This window comes from Noviherbaspirillum humi (genome assembly GCF_900188095.1).
Lineage (GTDB): Bacteria > Pseudomonadota > Gammaproteobacteria > Burkholderiales > Burkholderiaceae_D > Noviherbaspirillum > Noviherbaspirillum humi.
This window is the reverse complement of record NZ_FZOT01000005.1, coordinates 38,957-56,660: the sequence shown is the minus strand read 5'-3', so window position 1 is coordinate 56,660 and position 17,704 is coordinate 38,957. Positions and strand designations below refer to the sequence as shown.

The 17,704-nt window shown below is 62.5% G+C and carries 16 protein-coding genes; 3 read left to right on the top strand and 13 right to left on the bottom strand.

All coding sequences use genetic code 11. The features are described 5' to 3' along the window. The first annotated feature begins 21 nt into the window (after positions 1-21). Complete coding sequence (locus CHB88_RS10160; RefSeq protein WP_089399216.1) at positions 22-807, top strand: IclR family transcriptional regulator; 786 nt, start codon at positions 22-24, stop codon at positions 805-807. Between the two features lie 81 nt (positions 808-888). On the opposite strand, the gene CHB88_RS10155 is transcribed toward CHB88_RS10160, so the two are convergent. The 3 genes from CHB88_RS10155 to pbpG all read right to left on the bottom strand — a co-directional run bounded on the left by CHB88_RS10155 (position 889) and on the right by pbpG (position 8,927). Then, positions 889-6,087, bottom strand: coding sequence for a HAMP domain-containing protein (locus tag CHB88_RS10155; RefSeq protein WP_089399368.1), 5,199 nt, complete (start codon positions 6,085-6,087; stop codon positions 889-891). A 142-nt stretch (positions 6,088-6,229) separates the two neighbouring features. Continuing rightward, positions 6,230-7,558, bottom strand: coding sequence for an ATP-binding response regulator (locus CHB88_RS10150; protein WP_089399215.1), 1,329 nt, complete (start codon positions 7,556-7,558; stop codon positions 6,230-6,232). A 343-nt stretch (positions 7,559-7,901) separates the two neighbouring features. Beyond that, entirely contained in the window at positions 7,902-8,927 is a 1,026-nt protein-coding gene (gene pbpG, locus CHB88_RS10145) for a D-alanyl-D-alanine endopeptidase (RefSeq protein WP_245844904.1), read from the bottom strand. Between pbpG and CHB88_RS25580 the strand changes: the two genes are divergently transcribed. After that, entirely contained in the window at positions 8,812-9,117 is a 306-nt protein-coding gene (locus tag CHB88_RS25580; protein WP_245844911.1) for a hypothetical protein, read from the top strand. The two genes, pbpG and CHB88_RS25580, sit on opposite strands and share 116 nt — an antisense overlap. Positions 9,118-9,144: 27 nt before the next feature. Here the strand turns inward: CHB88_RS25580 and CHB88_RS10140 are convergent, their stop codons facing one another. The 5 genes from CHB88_RS10140 to CHB88_RS24385 all read right to left on the bottom strand — a co-directional run bounded on the left by CHB88_RS10140 (position 9,145) and on the right by CHB88_RS24385 (position 12,402). Continuing rightward, positions 9,145-9,840: a nitroreductase gene (locus tag CHB88_RS10140; protein ID WP_089399213.1), complete on the bottom strand. Its 696-nt coding sequence runs from the start codon at positions 9,838-9,840 to the stop codon at positions 9,145-9,147. Next, the gene (locus tag CHB88_RS10135; RefSeq protein ID WP_089399212.1) at positions 9,833-10,276 is read right to left on the bottom strand and encodes an acyl-CoA thioesterase; all 444 of its coding nucleotides are present in this window, start codon (positions 10,274-10,276) and stop codon (positions 9,833-9,835) included. Before CHB88_RS10135 ends, CHB88_RS10140 begins: the two co-directional genes overlap by 8 nt. Before the next feature lie 49 nt (positions 10,277-10,325). Further along, positions 10,326-11,174: a DMT family transporter gene (locus CHB88_RS10130; RefSeq protein WP_245844902.1), complete on the bottom strand. Its 849-nt coding sequence runs from the start codon at positions 11,172-11,174 to the stop codon at positions 10,326-10,328. A 71-nt stretch (positions 11,175-11,245) separates the two neighbouring features. Continuing rightward, positions 11,246-12,157, bottom strand: coding sequence for a histone deacetylase family protein (locus tag CHB88_RS10125; RefSeq protein WP_089399210.1), 912 nt, complete (start codon positions 12,155-12,157; stop codon positions 11,246-11,248). Next, on the bottom strand, positions 12,154-12,402 hold the full coding sequence (locus CHB88_RS24385) for a hypothetical protein (RefSeq protein WP_143131209.1): 249 nt from the start codon (positions 12,400-12,402) through the stop codon (positions 12,154-12,156). The genes CHB88_RS10125 and CHB88_RS24385 overlap by 4 nt, the downstream gene beginning before the upstream one ends. Here CHB88_RS24385 and CHB88_RS10120 point away from each other — a divergent pair. Next, on the top strand, positions 12,401-12,970 hold the full coding sequence (locus CHB88_RS10120; RefSeq protein ID WP_089399367.1) for a phasin family protein: 570 nt from the start codon (positions 12,401-12,403) through the stop codon (positions 12,968-12,970). The genes CHB88_RS24385 and CHB88_RS10120 overlap by 2 nt on opposite strands. Before the next feature lie 105 nt (positions 12,971-13,075). Here CHB88_RS10120 and CHB88_RS10115 read toward each other — a convergent pair whose 3' ends face one another. From CHB88_RS10115 to CHB88_RS10095, 5 genes are all read right to left on the bottom strand, one after another. After that, on the bottom strand, positions 13,076-13,897 hold the full coding sequence (locus CHB88_RS10115) for a competence/damage-inducible protein A (protein ID WP_089399209.1): 822 nt from the start codon (positions 13,895-13,897) through the stop codon (positions 13,076-13,078). 78 nt (positions 13,898-13,975) lie between these two features. After that, positions 13,976-14,809, bottom strand: a complete 834-nt coding sequence (locus CHB88_RS10110; protein ID WP_089399366.1) for an EI24 domain-containing protein — start codon at positions 14,807-14,809, stop codon at positions 13,976-13,978. 13 nt (positions 14,810-14,822) lie between these two features. Next, positions 14,823-15,809: a sterol desaturase family protein gene (locus CHB88_RS10105; protein WP_089399208.1), complete on the bottom strand. Its 987-nt coding sequence runs from the start codon at positions 15,807-15,809 to the stop codon at positions 14,823-14,825. Positions 15,810-15,819: 10 nt separating this feature from the next. Beyond that, positions 15,820-16,548, bottom strand: coding sequence for a polysaccharide deacetylase family protein (locus CHB88_RS10100; RefSeq protein WP_245844901.1), 729 nt, complete (start codon positions 16,546-16,548; stop codon positions 15,820-15,822). A gap of 62 nt (positions 16,549-16,610) precedes the next feature. After that, entirely contained in the window at positions 16,611-17,579 is a 969-nt protein-coding gene (locus CHB88_RS10095; RefSeq protein WP_089399206.1) for a YVTN family beta-propeller repeat protein, read from the bottom strand. Positions 17,580-17,704: the final 125 nt, after the last annotated feature.

Here is a 17,704-nt window from a genome sequence, read left to right as displayed (position 1 = left end):
TTGCAATGCACAATTGACACCATGAAAGCCGACCAGAATATCGATAATAACCAGGCATCCATTCAAGTAATCGAGCGCATGATTTCCCTGCTGGATGCCCTCGCCGCTCATCCCGACCCCGTCAGCCTGAAAGACCTTGCCAACAGCACCGGACTGCATCCTTCGACCGCCCACCGCATCCTCAACGACATGGTGTCCAAGCGCTTCGTCGACCGCGCCGACGCCGGATCCTATCGCCTCGGCATGCGCCTGCTGGAGTTGGGGAATATCGTCAAGAGCCGGCTCAATGTGCGCGAGGCGGCGCTTGACTACATGCGCGGCCTGCATCGCCGTACCCACCAGACGGTCAACCTGTCGGTGCGCCAGGGCGACGAGATCGTGTACATCGACCGAGCCTTTTCCGAGCGTTCCGGGATGCAGGTGGTTCGGGCCATCGGCGGCCGCGCGCCGCTGCACCTGACGTCCACGGGCAAGCTGTTCCTGTCGGTGGACGACCCCAAGTCGGTGCGGTCCTACGCCACCCGCACCGGCCTGGCCGGCCACAACAAGAATTCGATCACCGATCTCGCCAAGCTGGAACGCGAACTGAGCCTGGTGCGGGCACGCGGCTATGCGCGCGACAACGAGGAACTGGAACTCGGCGTGCGCTGCATGGCTGCCGGCATCCGCGACGATTCCGGCAAGCTGATCGCCGGCCTGTCGATCTCGGCGCCCGCCGACCGGCTGCAGGAAGACTGGCTGGACGACCTGGTGCGCACCGCGAACGAGATTTCGGAAGTGCTGGGCTACGTTCCCCAGCAGGCGTAAGCAGCACAACACAAGCCACCGGAAAAACAAAAGCCGCCGCAGGCCCAGCCTGCGGCGGCTTTCTTCATGGCCGCGCCCAACTTACTTGTGCAGCCAGACCCGCATCAGTGACAACAACTGGGCCACATCCACCGGCTTGGTGATGTAGTCGGAAGCGCCCGCGGCGATGCACTTGTCGCGGTCGCCCTTCATCGCCTTGGCAGTGAGGGTGATGATGGGAAGCGACTTGAACTTCGGAATGCTGCGGATGGCGCGCATGGTGTCGTAGCCATCCATTTCCGGCATCATGATGTCCATCAGCACGATCTCGACGCTCGGGTCCTGTTCCAGCACCTCGATGCCGTCGCGGCCGTTCTCGGCGAACGCCACCTTCATCTTTTGCCGCTCGAGCACGGAGCTCAAGGCGAAGATGTTGCGCAGGTCGTCGTCCACGATCAGCACCTTGTGTCCGGCCAGATCATCGTCCGCCGCGTGGATTTCATCCAGCATGCGACGCTGGTTCTCCGGCAGGCTGGCGTGGGCGCGATGCAGGAACAGTGCGGTTTCATCCAGCAGCCGTTCCGGAGAACGCGCATCCTTGACCACGATGGTCTTGGCCACCTTGCGCAAGCGGGTCACTTCCTTGCGGTTCAGCTCCCGTGCGGTGTAGACCACCACCGGCAGTCCGCGCCATGCCTCGTTTTCGGCGATGCGGTCGAGCAGGTCGAAGCCGTCGATGTCCGGCAGCGAGAGATCGAGCACCATGCAGTCAAACGCTTGGTCCTGCAATGCGGCCAGGGTTTCTTCGCCGGTGGCCATGGCAACGATGTTCACCTCGGGGCTGCTAAGCAGCTCGATGGTGGCCTCACGCTGCATCGGGTCATCTTCGACGATCAGCAGGTTGCGCTTGCCCCGCGCCAGGAACTGCTGGATGCGCATGAACTCTTCCGACAGACGCTCCGCCGCCACCGGCTTGTTCAGATAGGAAATCGCGCCCTGGCGCAGCGCCCGTTCCCTTTCCTTCATGCGCGATATCACGTGCACCGGAATGTGCCGGGTGCTGGGATCGCGCTTCAGGCGGTCGAGCACGGTGAAGCCGTCGATGTCCGGCAGGTCGATGTCGAGGAAGATCGCCGCCGGACGATAGTCGCGGGCCAGCGTCAGCGCCGAATCGCCGTGCGAGGTGATCACGCCCTTGAAGCTCTTCTCGTGGGCCAGTTCCAGCAGTTGCTTGGCGAAGTGGATGTCGTCTTCCACGATGAGAACCGACAGCTCGTCGGGAGCGATGACGGCGCGGTCGTCGAGCGAGGCATCGTAGCCGATCTCGACCTCGTCGAAGACCACCGCTTCCGATACTTCCACGCGGTCTAGCACCTCGACGCCCTCGGCTTCGGCGTAGATCACGTTCGATGCCACGATCGGCAGGCGCGGCTGGCTATCCATGAAGGAGCGCGCCGCCGGGCTGAGGTCGTGATTGACGAAGCCATTGCGGTTGTAGGGCAGGTAAAGGGTGAAGGTGCTGCCGACGCCAACCACGCTCTCCACCCGAATCTCGCCGCCGAGCAGGCGCGCCAGCTCGCGGCTGATCGACAGGCCGAGGCCGGTGCCGCCGTAGCGGCGCGCGGTGCTGCCGTCGGCCTGCTGGAAAGCTTCGAAGATGAGCTGCAGCTTGTCGGAGGCTATGCCCACGCCGGTATCGACGACCGAGAAGGCGAGCACGCCGTCGGCCTGCGCCAGGTTGGGATGATCCGGCGACCAGCCCGAGCCGGCCATGGTGATCGACATCGCAACCCGGCCGCGGGAAGTGAACTTGAACGCATTCGACAGCAGGTTCTTCAGGATCTGCTGCAGGCGGGTGGTGTCGGTCATCATCGCCGCCGGCAGCGTATCGGCCAGCGTGATGTCGAACTCCAGCTGCTTGGCTTCGGCCATGTGGCGGAAAGTGCGCTCCACGTAGCCGCGCAGCGTGCGGAAGCGGCACTCGCTGACTTCCAGCGTCACCGTGCCGGACTCGATCTTCGACAGGTCCAGGATGTCGTTGATGAGCGTCAGCAGATCGCTGCCCGATCCGTAGATGGTTCGTGCGAATTCAACCTGCCGCTCGGACAGGTTGCCATCCGGGTTGTCCGACAGCTGCTGCGCCAGGATCAGGAGGCTGTTCAGCGGCGTGCGCAGCTCATGCGACATGTTGGCCAGGAACTCCGACTTGTACTTGGACGACAGCGCCAGCTGGGTAGCCTTCTCTTCCAGCGCGAACTTGGCCTGCTCCACCTCGCGGTTCTTGCGCTCCACCTCGATGTTCTGCTCCGACAGCAGGCGCGCCTTTTCCGCCAGCTCCAGGTTGGTCTGCTGCAGTTCCTGCGCCAGCGATTGCGACTGGGTCAGCAGGCTCTCGGTGCGGCTGTTGGCCTCGATGGTGTTGAGCACCACGCCGATGGATTCCATCAGCTGGTCGAGGAAGGACAGATGGGTTTCGGTGAAGCGGTCGAGCGAAGCGATCTCGATCACCGCCTTCACCTGCTGCTCGAACAGGATCGGCAGCACCACGATGTTGGTCGGCGGCGCCGAACCAAGTCCCGACGACACGGCAATGTAGTCGCGCGGCACGTTGGTGAGCCAGATGCGCATCTTCTCCAGCGCGCACTGCCCGACCAGGCCCTCGCCCGGCAGGAAGGAAGTGGGAACGCGCTTGCTCGGGCGGTAGCCATAGCTGGCCACCATGCGCAGGCGGGCATCGGCGTCCTGGGAGTCCATCATGTAGAACACGCCGTGATGGGCGGACACCAGCGGCGCCAGCTCCGACAGGATCAGCGCAGTCACCGCCTCCAGGTCGCGCTGGCCTTGCAGCAGGCGGGTGAATCGCGCCAGGTTGGTCTTCAGCCAGTCCTGCTGCGCGTTCTTCTGGGTGGTTTCCTTCAGGTTGCGGATCATCTCGTTGATGTTGTCCTTCAGGTCCGCCACCTCGCCACGCGCTTCCACCTGGATCGAGCGCGACAGGTCGCCGCGCGTCACCGCCGTCGCCACCTCGGCGATCGCCCGCACCTGGGTGGTGAGGTTGGCCGCCAGCTGGTTGACGTTCTCGGTCAGGTCTTTCCAGGTACCGGAAGCGCCCGGCACGCTGGCCTGGCCGCCGAGCTTCCCTTCCACGCCCACCTCGCGCGCCACGGTGGTGGCCTGGTCGGCGAACACCGCCAGGGTGTCGGTCATCTCGTTGATGGTGTTGGCCAGCGCCGCGATTTCGCCGCGCGCCGCCACCGTCAGCTTCTTCTTCAGGTCGCCGTTCGCCACGGCGGTCACCACGCCGGCGATGCCGCGCACCTGAGCGGTCAGGTTGGCCGCCATGAAGTTCACATTGTCGGTGAGGTCCTTCCAGGTGCCGGCGGCGCCTTCCACTTGGGCCTGGCCGCCGAGCTTGCCCTCGGTGCCCACCTCCCGCGCCACCCGCGTCACTTCCGAGGCGAACGAGGACAGCTGGTCCACCATCACGTTGATGGTGTTCTTCAGCTCCAGGATCTCACCCTTCACGTCCACCGTGATCTTCTTGGAGAGATCGCCGCGCGCCACGGCCGTCGTTACCTCGGCGATGTTACGCACCTGGCCGGTGAGGTTCGAGGCCATGAAGTTCACGTTGTCGGTCAAGTCCTTCCAGGTGCCGCCCACGCCCGGCACATAAGCCTGGCCGCCGAGCTTGCCCTCGGTACCCACTTCACGGGCCACCCGCGTCACCTCCGAGGCGAACGAACGCAGCTGGTCCACCATGGTGTTGATGGTGTCCTTCAATTGCAGGATCTCGCCGCGCACGTCCACCGTGATCTTCTTCGACAGGTCGCCATTGGCCACCGCGGTGGTCACGTCGGCGATGTTGCGCACCTGCGAGGTCAGGTTGCCGGCCATGGAGTTGACCGAGTCGGTCAGGTCCTTCCAGGTGCCCGCCACGCCAGGCACGTTGGCCTGGCCGCCGAGCTTGCCTTCGGTACCCACTTCACGGGCCACCCGCGTCACTTCAGACGCGAACGAGGACAGCTGGTCCACCATCACGTTGATCGTGTCCTTCAGCTCCAGGATCTCGCCCTTCACGTCCACCGTGATCTTCTTCGAAAGGTCGCCGCGCGCCACGGCGGTCGTCACTTCCGCGATGTTACGCACCTGGCCGGTCAAGTTGGACGCCATGAAGTTCACGTTGTCGGTCAGATCCTTCCAGATGCCGCCCACCCCCTTCACCTGCGCCTGGCCGCCGAGCTTGCCCTCGGTACCCACTTCACGGGCCACCCGCGTCACCTCCGAGGCGAAGGAGTTCAGCTGGTCCACCATCACGTTGATGGTGTTCTTCAGTTCGAAAATTTCGCCGCGCACATCGACGGTAATTTTCTTCGACAGGTCGCCGTTCGCCACGGCGGTCGTCACTTCCGCAATGTTCCGCACCTGGCCGGTGAGGTTCGAGGCCATGAAGTTCACGTTGTCGGTCAAGTCCTTCCAGGTGCCGCCCACGCCCGGCACATAAGCCTGGCCGCCGAGCTTGCCTTCGGTACCCACTTCACGGGCCACCCGCGTCACCTCCGAGGCGAACGAACGCAGCTGGTCCACCATGGTGTTGATGGTGTCCTTCAATTGCAGGATCTCGCCGCGCACGTCCACCGTGATCTTCTTCGACAGGTCGCCATTGGCCACCGCGGTGGTCACGTCGGCGATGTTGCGCACCTGCGAGGTCAGGTTGCCGGCCATGGAGTTGACCGAGTCGGTCAGGTCCTTCCAGGTGCCCGCCACGCCAGGCACGTTGGCCTGGCCGCCGAGCTTGCCTTCGGTACCCACTTCACGGGCCACCCGCGTCACTTCCGATGCGAACGAGGACAGCTGATGCACCATGGTGTTCGCCGTCGATGCGGCCAGGAGGAACTGGCCCTTGAGCGGCCGGCCATCGACGTCGAGCGCCATGGTCTGCGACAGATCGCCCTTCGCCACCGCGCCGATGACGCGCGCCATCTCGGTGGTCGGCCGCACCAGGTCATCAATCAGGGTATTGACCGACTTGACGATGTTTGCCCAACCGCCGGAAATATTGCCGACCGAAGCGCGATGGCCGAGCCGGCCTTCGCGGCCGACCAGGCGGCTGACGTCGGTGATTTCCTTCGCCATTTCCTGATTGGCTTCCAGGATGTCATTGAGCGTGTCGGCGACCTTGCCCGCCAGCCCGGTCCAGTCGGACGGCATGCGCGTGGAAAAATCCCCTTTTTTCAGTGCGGTCAAGGCAGTCAGCAGGACTTTTACGTCCAGCTCATCGCTCAAGGCTGCTTTGGCTTCCATGTACTTCTCCTTCTTTTGTTCTCGGTCCTGCGTGGCGCCGGTGCGCCGGAGGCGGCTGGTGCGGTGTTTCACCGGCATGCGGACAGGTGCAGTTCAGTCTCGATGGGTGGCGTGCAGACGGACGGACGGGCGCGGCGAGCGCTCAGGCGACATTGCTTTCCTTGCTCGTGCGCTCGCGCTTGCGGCGGACAGCAGGCGCCGGCTTGATCTCGGGCTTCAAGGCCGCCAGCGGCTCCAGCTTCAGAGCTGGTTTGTCGGGAGCGCCGTCCGGCGTCGGCTGAGGCTCGGGCAAAGATGTGCCGGCCGTATTGAAGGGGATGGTCACCCGGATCGCCGTACCCTGGTTCTCGGCGCTGTCGATTACCAGATCGCCGCCCAGATTCGCAATGCGTTCCTTCATGCCGACCAAGCCGAAGGAGTTGGTCTTCTTGCGGTTGACCATTTGCATGCCGATGCCGTTGTCGGCAATTTTCATGGAAAGCGTGGAGCCATCCTCCAGCAGTTCCACCCAGGCGCGTGTTGCCTGGGCATGGCGGAGGATGTTGTTCAACGACTCCTGCAGGATGCGGAACAGCGCCGTGGCACGGTTGTCATCCAGCACCAGTTCTTCCTCATCCATGGATAGCGTGCATGGGATGCCGCTGCGGCGCTGGAATTCCTTTACCTGCCATTCGATTGCCGCGTTCAGTCCGAGGTCCAGTACCACCGGGCGCAGATTGTTGATGATGGCGCGCATCGACTTCATCGTGGAATCGATCTGCTCCAGCATGGCTTGCACTCGCCGGTTCAGCTTGGGATGGCTTTCCTTGGTGCGCGAATGCAGCATCGAGACATCGATGCGCAGTGCCAACAGGTTCTGCCCCAGCTCGTCGTGGATTTCGCGCGCGATGCGCTTGCGCTCCTCTTCCTTGATGCGGTCCTGGTAGCTGGCCAGCTGCCGAAGCTCTTCGCGGGACTGGCGCAGCGCCTGCTCCGCCAGCTTGCGCTCATTGATGTTTTGCAGGTCAAGCTGGCGCTGCTTCTGCAGGTCGCTGTTGAGCTGCGCGAGCTGCTCGGTCTGATGCTGCAGCTGCAGGTTCTTCTTCGCCAGCTCGACGAAGACCGCGACCTTGGTCTGCAGGATCTTGGGAATGATGGGCGTGAACAGGTAATCGACCGCGCCCTTCTGGTAACCCTTAAGCTTGTGCATCTCGTCGGCATAGTGGGCAGTAACGAAGATGATCGGCACAGAAGCGGAACGCGGATGGGAATGGATGGCCTCGGCGGTTTCGAAGCCGTCCATGCCGGGCATGTTCACATCCAGCAGGATGACAGCGAAATCATGATTCAAAACGTGGCGCAGCGCCTCTTCACCGGAGCGGGCGACGACGACCTCATACCCGCTTTCTTCGCCGGCGTAGGTGAGCAGACTGGTCAAAGCCAGCAGGCTTGCGGAGTCATCATTGACCAGGAGAACTTTCGGGGAACGCACTATGTTTTATCCATCCTAGTGAATAGGCGTGCCGGCAGCCCTTGCGGAATGAACAAGGGCTGCCGGCACGCCGGAATGCAGGCGGTTTGCCTGCAGGATACCGGGCTATTCTGTAATAAACGGTCTTTCAAAACAATAAGTTTTTCCCATAAATACGTTCTGAAACACCTTTTTCTTGTCTGAATAAAAAATTTCTTAACCTTTTGAAATATAAGGCTTTTATTCCTGCGGGCCGACCGGCTGATGCGCTCGGCGAAATATCCGCCGAACAACTATTGATCAAAATCAATCAACCAAATGCAAAGGGCCGCTCTGGCGGCCCTGGCTCGGTCTGGGAAAAGCGTCAGCCCTGCTTGGCGCTGACTTGGGTAAGCATCGGAAACTTCGAGGCCTCCAGCCACTTGCGGATGCGGCTGGCATCGGCGATACGGGAATCCTTGCCCTTGGAGTCCAGGAACACCATGATCACCGGCCGGGATTCGATGGTCGCCTGCATCACGAGGCAGCGGCCGGCTTCATTGATATAACCGGTCTTCTGCAGACCGATCTTCCAATTCGGATTCAGCACCAGGCGGTTGGAGGTGGTGTACTGGATCGGCCGCTTGCCCGGGTCCACCTGATAATGGTCGTCGGTGGAGTATTCGCGGATGGTCGGGAAGTGATAGGCCGCATTCACCAGCTTGGCAAGGTCCCGCGCACTAGCCACGTTGTTGCTGGAAAGGCCGGTCGGATCGACGTAACGGGTATCGCTCATGCCAAGCGTCCTGGCCTTGGCATTCATCGCCGCCACGAAGGCTGGCAGGCCACCCGGATAATGACGGCCAAGTGCGGACGCGGCCCGGTTCTCCGAACTCATCAGCGCGATATGCAGCATGTTTGCCCGCGACAGCTGCGAGCCGACGCGCAGGCGAGAAGCACTGAAGCGCTCGCGGTCGACATCATCATCGGTGACTTGCAGAATCTCGTCCATGTTCTGGCGCGCCTCCAGCACGACCATGGCCGTCATCAGCTTGGTGAGCGAGGCGATCGGCAAGGCCACGGAGGCGTTCTTTTCGAACAGGATCTGGCCGGTATTCTGGTCCATGACCAGGGCGGCGTTGGAGCGCAGTGCCAGCGGGTCGCGCTTGGCATGCAGGCCGGCCATGTCGCCTGCGGTGGCGACCGCGGGTGCGGCAACGGCAGCGGCAACCGCTGCATGCTTGACCGCCGTCTTGCGATGGGATTTGACCGCAACGGTCTTGTGATGAGCAGCCTTGGCGGTACTTTTAGCAGCACTCTTGGCGGCAGGCTTGGCGCTGTGTGCGGCATGTGAGCGCTTCTTTGCGGCCGAATGCGTCGTGGAACTTGCGGCGCTGACCGGTGCCGCCACGGTGACGAAACAAATAGAAAATACGATACCGAGCGCGGACCTTAACATCAGCACTTCCTCCCCAATCCATGCAAGCCGGAATTATATCTTGCAGTTTATAAATTGCGTGAATTTAGGCAAGAAAATGAATGGCTTAGAGCAATTTTTTAAACATATGTATGATCTTCGTCAGCAAACTTTTCCGTATTGATAATGCGGCTCGGCTCCCTCTTGAGTCTCATTCAACAAAGCGCGCAAATCGGCTTACCGGCTCCCTTTCCGTCCGAAGGCTGTTCTCGATCTTGTCCATGTCGGCGAAACCCAGCGACATGCCGCACACCACCATCTCGTCATCCGGCAAGTCGAGTACCCGGGCGATGATGCGGTGGTATTGGGTGAAAGCCGCCTGTGGACAGGTATCCAAACCGCGGCCGCGAGCCGCGACCATGATGTTCTGCAGGAACATGCCGTAGTCCAGCCAGGATCCCTGTTCCATGATGCGGTCGATGGTGAAAATCATGCCGACCGGCGCATCGAAAAAAAGGTAGTTACGTCCATGCTGGGCATGCATTCCGGCCTTGTCGTCGCGCGTCAGGCCCAGCAGACCGTACAGATCCCATCCCACCTTGCGCCGCCTGTCTATATAAGGCGATACCCACTTGCGCGGGTAATAGTGATATTCCTCGCTAAAGGCATCCGGCGAACTCGGGTCGTTGTGGGCTTTCAATACCGCATCAGACAGCCTCTCCTTCGCCGCGCCCGTCAGCACATACACCTTCCACGGCTGGGTGTTGGTGCCCGACGGTGCGCGCGCCGCCACATCGAGTATGGCTTCCACGTCTTCCCGCGCCACCGGATCGGGGCGAAAGGCGCGTATCGAGCGGCGCGAGGTGATGGCGGCATCGACGATTTTTTGTTCCGGCGATTCAATCATGGCGGTTGACCTCGATGGATTGCAGCAGTTGACGGGTACGGTCAGGGATGGACACCGGCTTGCGGCTGGCGCGGTCGACGTAGACATGGATGAAGTGGCCCTGGGCCGACGCGACGTCTTCGTCGTCGCGGAAGATGCCGACCTCGTAGCGAACGCTGGACGTGCCCAGCTTCGAAACGCGCAGGCCGGCGACGATGCGCTCGGGAAAAGCGACCGGGGAAAAGTAATTGCACTGGGTCTCGATCACCAGGCCGATGACCTCGCCGCGCTCGATGTCGAGGGCGCCATTGATGACGAGGAACTGATTCACCACCGTATCGAACCAGCTGTAATACACCACGTTGTTGACATGGCCGTAGGCGTCGTTGTCCATCCAGCGGGTGGTGATCGGGTGGAAATGCAGGTAATCGCTTCTTTGGTTGGGTGTCGCTCGCATCGTCTCCTCACTATCGTTTTTCCGGCCCGGCTGGCGTCGCCGCCGCTGCTCAACGCTTTCTGACCACCAGCGCCACGCCGATCACCGCCAGCGCCATGCCGGCGGCGCCGACCAGGTTGAAGGATTCGCCGAACATCAGCCAGGCCATGATGGCGGTGGTTGGCGGCGTCAGGTACATCAGGCTGCTGACCTGGGTGGCGGCGCTTTTCCTGATCAGGGCAAACAGCAGGAAGATGGCGCCGATCGACAGCGCCAGCACCGACCACAACAGGGCGCCGACGAAGCGCGGCGTCCACTGCACCGTTTCCAGCGCCCAGTCCAGATGCTCGAAGGCCATGGCGAACGGCAGCGTCACGACGAATGATGCGGCGAACTGGATCATGGTCCCGGTGCGCAGGTCGAAGCTTGGGCAGAACCGCTTCTGGTAGAGCGTGCCGACGGTGATCGACACCAGCGCCATCAGGCACAGCGCAATGCTGTCCGCCGACAGGCCGATCAGCGTGATCTTGTTGGCCACCACCAGGGCCACGCCCGCCAGGCCGAACACCAGGCCCAGCCATTGCCTGCCGCGCACCGATTCGCCGACCATGGGCGCGGCGAAGGCGGTCAGGATGGGTTGCATGCCGACGATCAGCGCCGACAGGCCGGCCGGCATGCCGATCTTGATGGCGCACCAGACACCGCCCAGGTAGCCGGCCTGGACCAGGACGCCGGCCAATGCGATATGCCATGCCCTGCCTGTCGGCCACGGCGCCTTCATCAGCAGCACCAGCGGCGCCAGCACCAGCAGCACGCCGACGAAGCGCAGCAGCAGGAAGGTCAGCGGCGGCGCGTAAGGCAGCCCGAACTTGGCCACGATGAAGCCGGTGCTCCAGATCAGCACGAACAGAAAAGGCATGGCGGCGACCCAGCGCTTGGCGGTCGATGCCGGCGCAGCCGGGAGCGGCTCGGAAGAAGAGGAAGATCGGGTCATGCGCGTGGGTCGGGTGTATGGGCAAACTCAGCGGCTATGCGTATGGTCTGCAAATGAACGGCCACGGTGCCGTCGATGTCGCGGCCATAGCCGCCGGCCATGGCAATGGCCACCGGCAGTCTCCGGCGGCGGGCCGTTTCCAGCACCAGCCGGTCGCGCGCCGCCAGCCCGGCCAAGGTCAGTTTCAATCGTCCGAGCCGGTCGTTCTCGTGCGGGTCGGCGCCGGCGAGATAGATGAAGAGCTGCGGATCGAAGCGCTGAAACAAGGTCGACAGCGCTTCGTCGAGGGCAGCCAGATAGGCGTCGTCGCCGGTGCCATCCGGCAGCGCCACGTCGAGGTCGCTGCGTTCCTTCGAGAAGGGGTAGTTGTGTTCGCCATGCAGCGACAGGGTAAACACGGACTCATCGTGGGCAAGGATGGATGCCGTGCCATTGCCCTGATGTACGTCGAGGTCAATGATCGCCACCCGCTGCACATGGCGCTCGGCCTGCATGAGTCGGCTGGCGACGGCAGCATCGTTGAAGATGCAGAAACCTTCGCCGTGGTCGGCGTAAGCATGGTGGGTGCCGCCGGCCAGATTGACCGCCACGCCTTCGTTCAGGGCGGCGCGGCAAGCGCCGATGGTGGCGCCGGTGGAGCGGCGCGAACGCTCGACCATCTGCGGACTCCAGGGAAAACCGATCGCCTTCTGTTCCCCGGCCGACAGCAAGCCGCGCGATACGGCATCAATGTAGGCAGGATGATGAGCCAGCGCCAGCACGCCGTCGGTGGCGCACGGCGCTTCGAGGAATTCGATGCCATGAATTGATTGCTGCACGCTGTCGCGCAGCATTCGATACTTCCGCATCGGGAAGCGATGGCCTTCGGGTAGAGGGAGAACGAAGTGATCGCTGTAAAAGGCCTTCAAGGGAACCGCCGATGGACAAGTTGCGAAAATTCTAGCACGGACGTGCGTTTCGAGACGGCGGCACAACGCTGGCAGGGGTCGCTGGAAATTTCAGGAATCCAATGATGCAGAGCACAAATTTCTGTTGACGCATAAATACTTTTCAACAAGAATTGCATGGTGCGCCGCATCAAAAGAAGTGCGTGACCACAGGCTGCATCGATGTCCTCGTCTTCCCGCTCAACCTTCCTGAAGGAGAAATTCATGTTTTCCGTGCCCGAACAGTTTTCGTCTGCTACCAAAGCCACTATCGAATTCCAACTTGCCACTTTCAATTCCCTGACGGCCAAGGCGGTGGAAGGTTTCGAGCAATTCGTCGACCTGCACTTGACTGCGGCGAAAACCTCGCTCGAGGAAGCCGGAGTCGCGGCAAAGCAGCTCATCGGCGCCAAGGATGCACAGGAGTGGATGAGCGTGGTTGCTGCGCATGCGCAGCCGAATGCCGAAAAGGCGCTCTCCTACGGCCGCCAGATCACCGCCATCGCGTCCGGCATCCAATCCGAGTTCGCCAAGGCCGCCGAGCAGCAGATTTCCGACACCAGCCGCAAAGTGGTGGAGATGATCGAAGAAGTGACGAAGCACGCCCCCGCATCGGAAGGCGCAGTCGAACTGATCAAATCCGTGATCGGCAATGCCAGCGCAAGCTACGAGCAGCTCAACAAGACCACCAAGCAGGCGGTCGAAACCCTGGAAGCCAATCTCAACAGCGCCGTCACCCAGTTCACCCAGCCGGCCACCAAAGCCAAAGGCGCACCGAAGAAGGCCACGGCCTGATAGCCGAATAGCCGGATTGCCTTGACAGCCCAAGGCTGTCGCCAATGAAAACGCCCCGCATGCGGGGCGTTTGCTTTTCCTGAGCATGCATCGCCCAGCGGTGGGCTACTTCAGGGCGGCGCCCTCTTCGGCCGGCCGGTATTCCGCATGAAAACCGTTCAAACCTTCCAGCATGCGTGCAAAGGCCGCCTGCACTTGCGACGGCTCGCCCTTCACGCCCAACTCGATATGACGCCGGGTGCGTTCATCCCCCACGCTCGGCAGACTGAATACCTTCACCAGCGGGAACTCTGCTTCGATCGCTTCCATCAGCGGTGTCAGGGTCGACTCCGCCTGCTCGAACACCAGCACCGCCTTTTCGTCGCGAGGCACCTGGCGAAACAGATGGGCGTAATGCGTATCCAGCACCCATTCGATCATCGGCCAGGCCATCACCGGAAAGCCTGGCACGAAATAGTGACCGGCATCGCCGCCCTGGCGGATGGCAAAGCCCGGGATCTTGTTATACGGGTTCGGGATGATTTCAGCGCCCTGCGGAAACTCGCCCATCTTCAGGCGGTGCGCATTTTCCGGCGCATCCAGATCAGGCGCCTTGCCGGTCTCGCGCGCCACGTCGAGAATGCGCTCCTGAATCCTGGCCTTGGCTTCCGGATGCAGCGCCAGCGGCACGCCGAGCGCCGCCGCGGCGCACTGGCGGGTGTGGTCGTCGGGCGTTGCGCCAATGCCGCCGCAGGAAAACACGATGTCGCCGCTGGCGAAGGTGCGCCTGAGCGCTGCCGTGATGCGGGCCGGATCGTCGCCCAGGTATTCGGCCCACCCGAGCTGCAGGCCACGGGCGGAAAGCAGTTCGACCACCTTGGGGAAGTGCTTGTCGGCGCGTTTGCCGGACAGGATTTCGTCGCCGATGATGATGAGACCGATAGCCATGTCAGTTTTTCGTCGTTGGCGCAGTGCGCCTTGCATGAATGGAAAAACCGATTATGCCTCACCCTGCGCAAGGGCGTTTCAGTTGATGTCCTTCAAGACGGGGACGGCGCCGGGCGGATTCGCGCCGCGCTCGGCCCGCAAGGCTTCAAGGCAGTAATAGGCGAACCACAGGCCGGTGAAAATGAAGACCAACACATAGAGCCAGATGGCGCCGGCCGCCAGCAGCGGAAAGAAAATCACCGACAGCGCCCCGCCTATCCACAGCAGGGTCGGTGCGGCTCCCATGGCGCCGGTGATGGTGCCGATCGCCAGCAGCGGCCAGCGGTGACGCCGCATCAGCCGCTTCAATTCGTCGCCGCTGGCATGATCGGCCAGCGCATCGTAGGCCATTACCCGGGACGTCAGCCACCCCCACAGCAGCGGCTGGATCAGGAAGGTGAATGGCGGGATGAAGCTGAGCGGGAGCGTGACTAGCCACAGCAGCAGGAACACGATGAAGGTCCAGGACGACAGCCAGAGCGTGCCGAGCAGGCTGCCGCCGCGATGCCGCTCCAGCGACGCGAAATGGCGGCCGCCGACATGGCGCACGATCATCGGCATGGCGCACATGCCGACGAAGATCAGCGCGGTGAGGATCATCAGCGGCAGCAGCATCCACATCGCCAGCAGCGGCACCAGCACCGTCTTGAGTGCGCCGAGGCCCACCCAGCCGAGCACGTCGCCGGCGATGCGGAATCCGCCATGATCGGCGAAATATGCCTGCAGCCAGTCGATCAGCGGTTGCAGGCCGAGCCACAGCGCCACGCCCCATACCAGGATCGATAGCAGGAACGGCAGCAAGGTGAGCAGCAGCATGCGCAAGTGCAGCTGCGACAGCAGGGCCCTGCCGAAGGCGACGAGAACCGGACGCATCATCGGACGAACTTCACGTGGATGCGCGGCGCGCGAATTCGATCATGCGCTTGACGCCCAGCCATTGCTGCTCCCAGAATCCGCCGCCGTAATTGCGGCCCTTGCCTTCGGGCGCCGGCAGCTGGTCGCGAATGCCGGTCTCGACGAAAGCCGGTTCGAAATTCGCCGTGCGGAACAGGATGTCCCAGACCGGGAACAGCACCGCGAAATTGCAGCCGCCGAGGGAGCCCTCGCCTTTCGACTCATGGCCGACACCGATCGCATGGTGCATGCGGTGGTAGCGCGGCGATACCAGCAGGCGTTCGCCGATGGGACCGAAATGGATGCGCACGTTCGCATGCTGCAGACTTTGCTGCATGCGGGAAGCCATTACCAGCAGCACATACTGGGAAGGCTCGACGCCGATCATCAGCGCGATCACTGCCATCACCACGTCGCGCAGCAGGTCGTCGAGCAGGTGGTTGCGATTGTCCGACCACAGGTTGAGATCGCGCTGGCTGTGGTGCAGGCTGTGCAAGCCCCACCACCAGTTGAACTGATGGCTGGCGCGGTGGTACCAGTAATCGAAGAAGTCGAGCACCACCAGATAGATGAAGAAGGCTGCCAGTGGAATGTCGGTCACGCCGGGCCAAAGCTGCTCCAGATTGAAGTGCGTCACGCCGACCAGGGTCAGCTGGCCGGCGATCGCATCGAACAGCGGGTCGAGAACGAAGAATACCGCCAGCGTGAAGGCGCCCAACCGGTGGACGCAGGTGTAGAGAAAGTCGATGCGGCGTGCCTTGGGATCGAGATCGCGCTTGACCGGAATCCAGGACTCCAGCGGGCGCAGCACCATGAACAGCAGCGCCAGCTCGCACAGGCCGATCAGGAACCACTCGGTGCCTTCGAACGCCTGCTCGGTGATGTCGCCCAATCCAAGGTGATACAGAACCGGCTGCACGATGGACTCGAACAACCAGCCCTGGGCGATGGCAAACCATTCAACAAGGGTAGAAATCATGACGTCGTGATCATTGACGGAAATCGGGGTGATCGCGCAGCGTGGCGAAGCAGAAGCCTTTCTGCTTCAGCCCGACGATGAGCGGTTCCAGTACGGCCGGTGCCCACGGATCCTTGCGCGACCAGATGCCGAGATGGGCCATGAAGATGTCCCCGTCCTTCAGGCCGGCCAGCGCTCGCTGCAGCAGCTTGTCGTTAGGCCAGGCGTCGCTCGACAGCTCGTCGCCGGAGAAACCGGCGGGCGCCCAGCCGGCGTGGCGGTAACCGCATGCCTGGCCGGCCGCCTTGACTTGGGGGGTGAGCTTGCCGCCGGGCGCGCGCCAGAAAGGGTCGAGCGCGGCGCCGGTCAGCTGGGTGAAGCGCTCACCGACGCGTCGCAGTTCGCCGCAGTATTGCTGCGCTGTCCAGGCCTGCTTGCGGCCGGCGTTCGGACCGAACTGCGGCTTGACTTCGATGCGGCCATCCGGCAGGTCGCGCACCGCGTAGACATGGTCGAAGGTATGGGTGCCGAAGGCATGGCCTTCCGCCACCCTCGCCTTCCAGTAGGGCGCCCAGGAAGGATCGAGGGAGTAGTCGCCTCGGACGGTCTTCTCGTTGGCCAGGAAGAAGGTGGCACGCACATCCTGCCGCTTCAGCACCGCGGCGATCAGCTCTGCCTGGGACTGGCTGCCGGTGTCGAAGGTGAGATAGAGGGTGCCCTGGCAGGACGCGCCGGCGGCCATGACCGGCGCAGCCGCCATCCAGCCCGCTAGGAAGGCGGCCAGCGTTGCGGCGGCGCGGCGGCGTTTCATGCGTGCTGCGCTCAGATGCGCGGCGCGTGATTGTAGAAGTACACGCCGTGCGGGGAGCGGCCAACCGGGATGGTCTTGATGAGCTTCCGGCTGGCGACATCGATCACGGCGACCTTCTTCACCCAGCGCAGCGTGGCCCACAGGGTCTTGCCGTCGTCGGTCAGCTCCATGCAGTCCGGACCGCCCGGCACGTTGATGGCGCCGACGTTCTCCAGGGTCTGCTGGTCGATGATGTTGATGGTATTGGAGACGCGGTTGGACACGAACAGGTGGCGCTTGTCGCCCATGGCGCGGAAGTTGTGCGCGCCTTCGCCGGTCTTGATGCGCTTGACGGTTTTCTGGGTGCGCCAGTCGATCACCTCGACATAGTCGCTGCCCATGATGCCGACCATCAGGTATTTGTCGTCCGGCGTCATGACGATGCCGGCAGGCAGCTTGCCGACCGGCATGGTCCATTTCACTTTCTGGGTGGCGAGATCGATGGCGCTGATCTGGTCGCTTCCCTGCTGGGTCACGAACACCGTCGAGCTGTCGGAGGTGAACGCCATGTGGCTGGGCAGCTTGGCCAGCGGCAGCCGCTTGGCGAGCTTGAAATCCTTGCCGTTGTAGCTGTAGATATCGACATGGTCCAGACGCAGCGCATTGGCGATGAACCATTTTTGGTCGGGCGAGAAGCCGATCTGATAAGGGTCGACGATGTCCTTCACCCGGCTCTGGATCTGACCGGTTTTCGGATCGAGCATGAAGAGTTCGTTGCCGACCGCGCTGGCGACGATGAGCGACTTGTTGTCGGGCGTAGCCATCAGGTGGTGCGGCTCCTTGCCGACCGGGACTACGCCGATTTCCTTGTGCGTGCTCTGATCAAGCAGGCTGACGCTGGCATCGCGGGAGTTGAGCACGACGACCACGTTGGCGTGGGCCGCAGCAGCGACCAGCAATGTGGAAATGGCGGAAAGAATGAGGCGGGTTCGACGAAACATATGGCTCACTTGGGTTGGAATCCTGTCGGCTATTTTAACGCGGGGAAAGGCGGGTTTCTTCAGCTGGTGTGGCTTTTTCACCGGCCTGTTCGAGCGATTGGCGAGATGGCATGCAAAAGCGCTAT

Coding starts and splice junctions, on each gene's coding strand:
- CHB88_RS10120 (WP_089399367.1), top strand. CDS start 12,401: ATGTTTTCCGTGCCCGAACAGTTTTCGTCTGCTACCAAAGCCACTATC.
- CHB88_RS10100 (WP_245844901.1), bottom strand. CDS start 16,548: ATGGCGGCTGCGCCGGTCATGGCCGCCGGCGCGTCCTGCCAGGGCACC.
- CHB88_RS24385 (WP_143131209.1), bottom strand. CDS start 12,402: ATGAATTTCTCCTTCAGGAAGGTTGAGCGGGAAGACGAGGACATCGAT.
- CHB88_RS10140 (WP_089399213.1), bottom strand. CDS start 9,840: ATGATTGAATCGCCGGAACAAAAAATCGTCGATGCCGCCATCACCTCG.
- CHB88_RS10130 (WP_245844902.1), bottom strand. CDS start 11,174: ATGCCTTTTCTGTTCGTGCTGATCTGGAGCACCGGCTTCATCGTGGCC.
- CHB88_RS10115 (WP_089399209.1), bottom strand. CDS start 13,897: ATGGCTATCGGTCTCATCATCATCGGCGACGAAATCCTGTCCGGCAAA.
- CHB88_RS10135 (WP_089399212.1), bottom strand. CDS start 10,276: ATGCGAGCGACACCCAACCAAAGAAGCGATTACCTGCATTTCCACCCG.
- CHB88_RS10160 (WP_089399216.1), top strand. CDS start 22: ATGAAAGCCGACCAGAATATCGATAATAACCAGGCATCCATTCAAGTA.
- CHB88_RS10095 (WP_089399206.1), bottom strand. CDS start 17,579: ATGTTTCGTCGAACCCGCCTCATTCTTTCCGCCATTTCCACATTGCTG.
- CHB88_RS10105 (WP_089399208.1), bottom strand. CDS start 15,809: ATGATTTCTACCCTTGTTGAATGGTTTGCCATCGCCCAGGGCTGGTTG.
- CHB88_RS10155 (WP_089399368.1), bottom strand. CDS start 6,087: ATGGAAGCCAAAGCAGCCTTGAGCGATGAGCTGGACGTAAAAGTCCTG.
- CHB88_RS10110 (WP_089399366.1), bottom strand. CDS start 14,809: ATGCGTCCGGTTCTCGTCGCCTTCGGCAGGGCCCTGCTGTCGCAGCTG.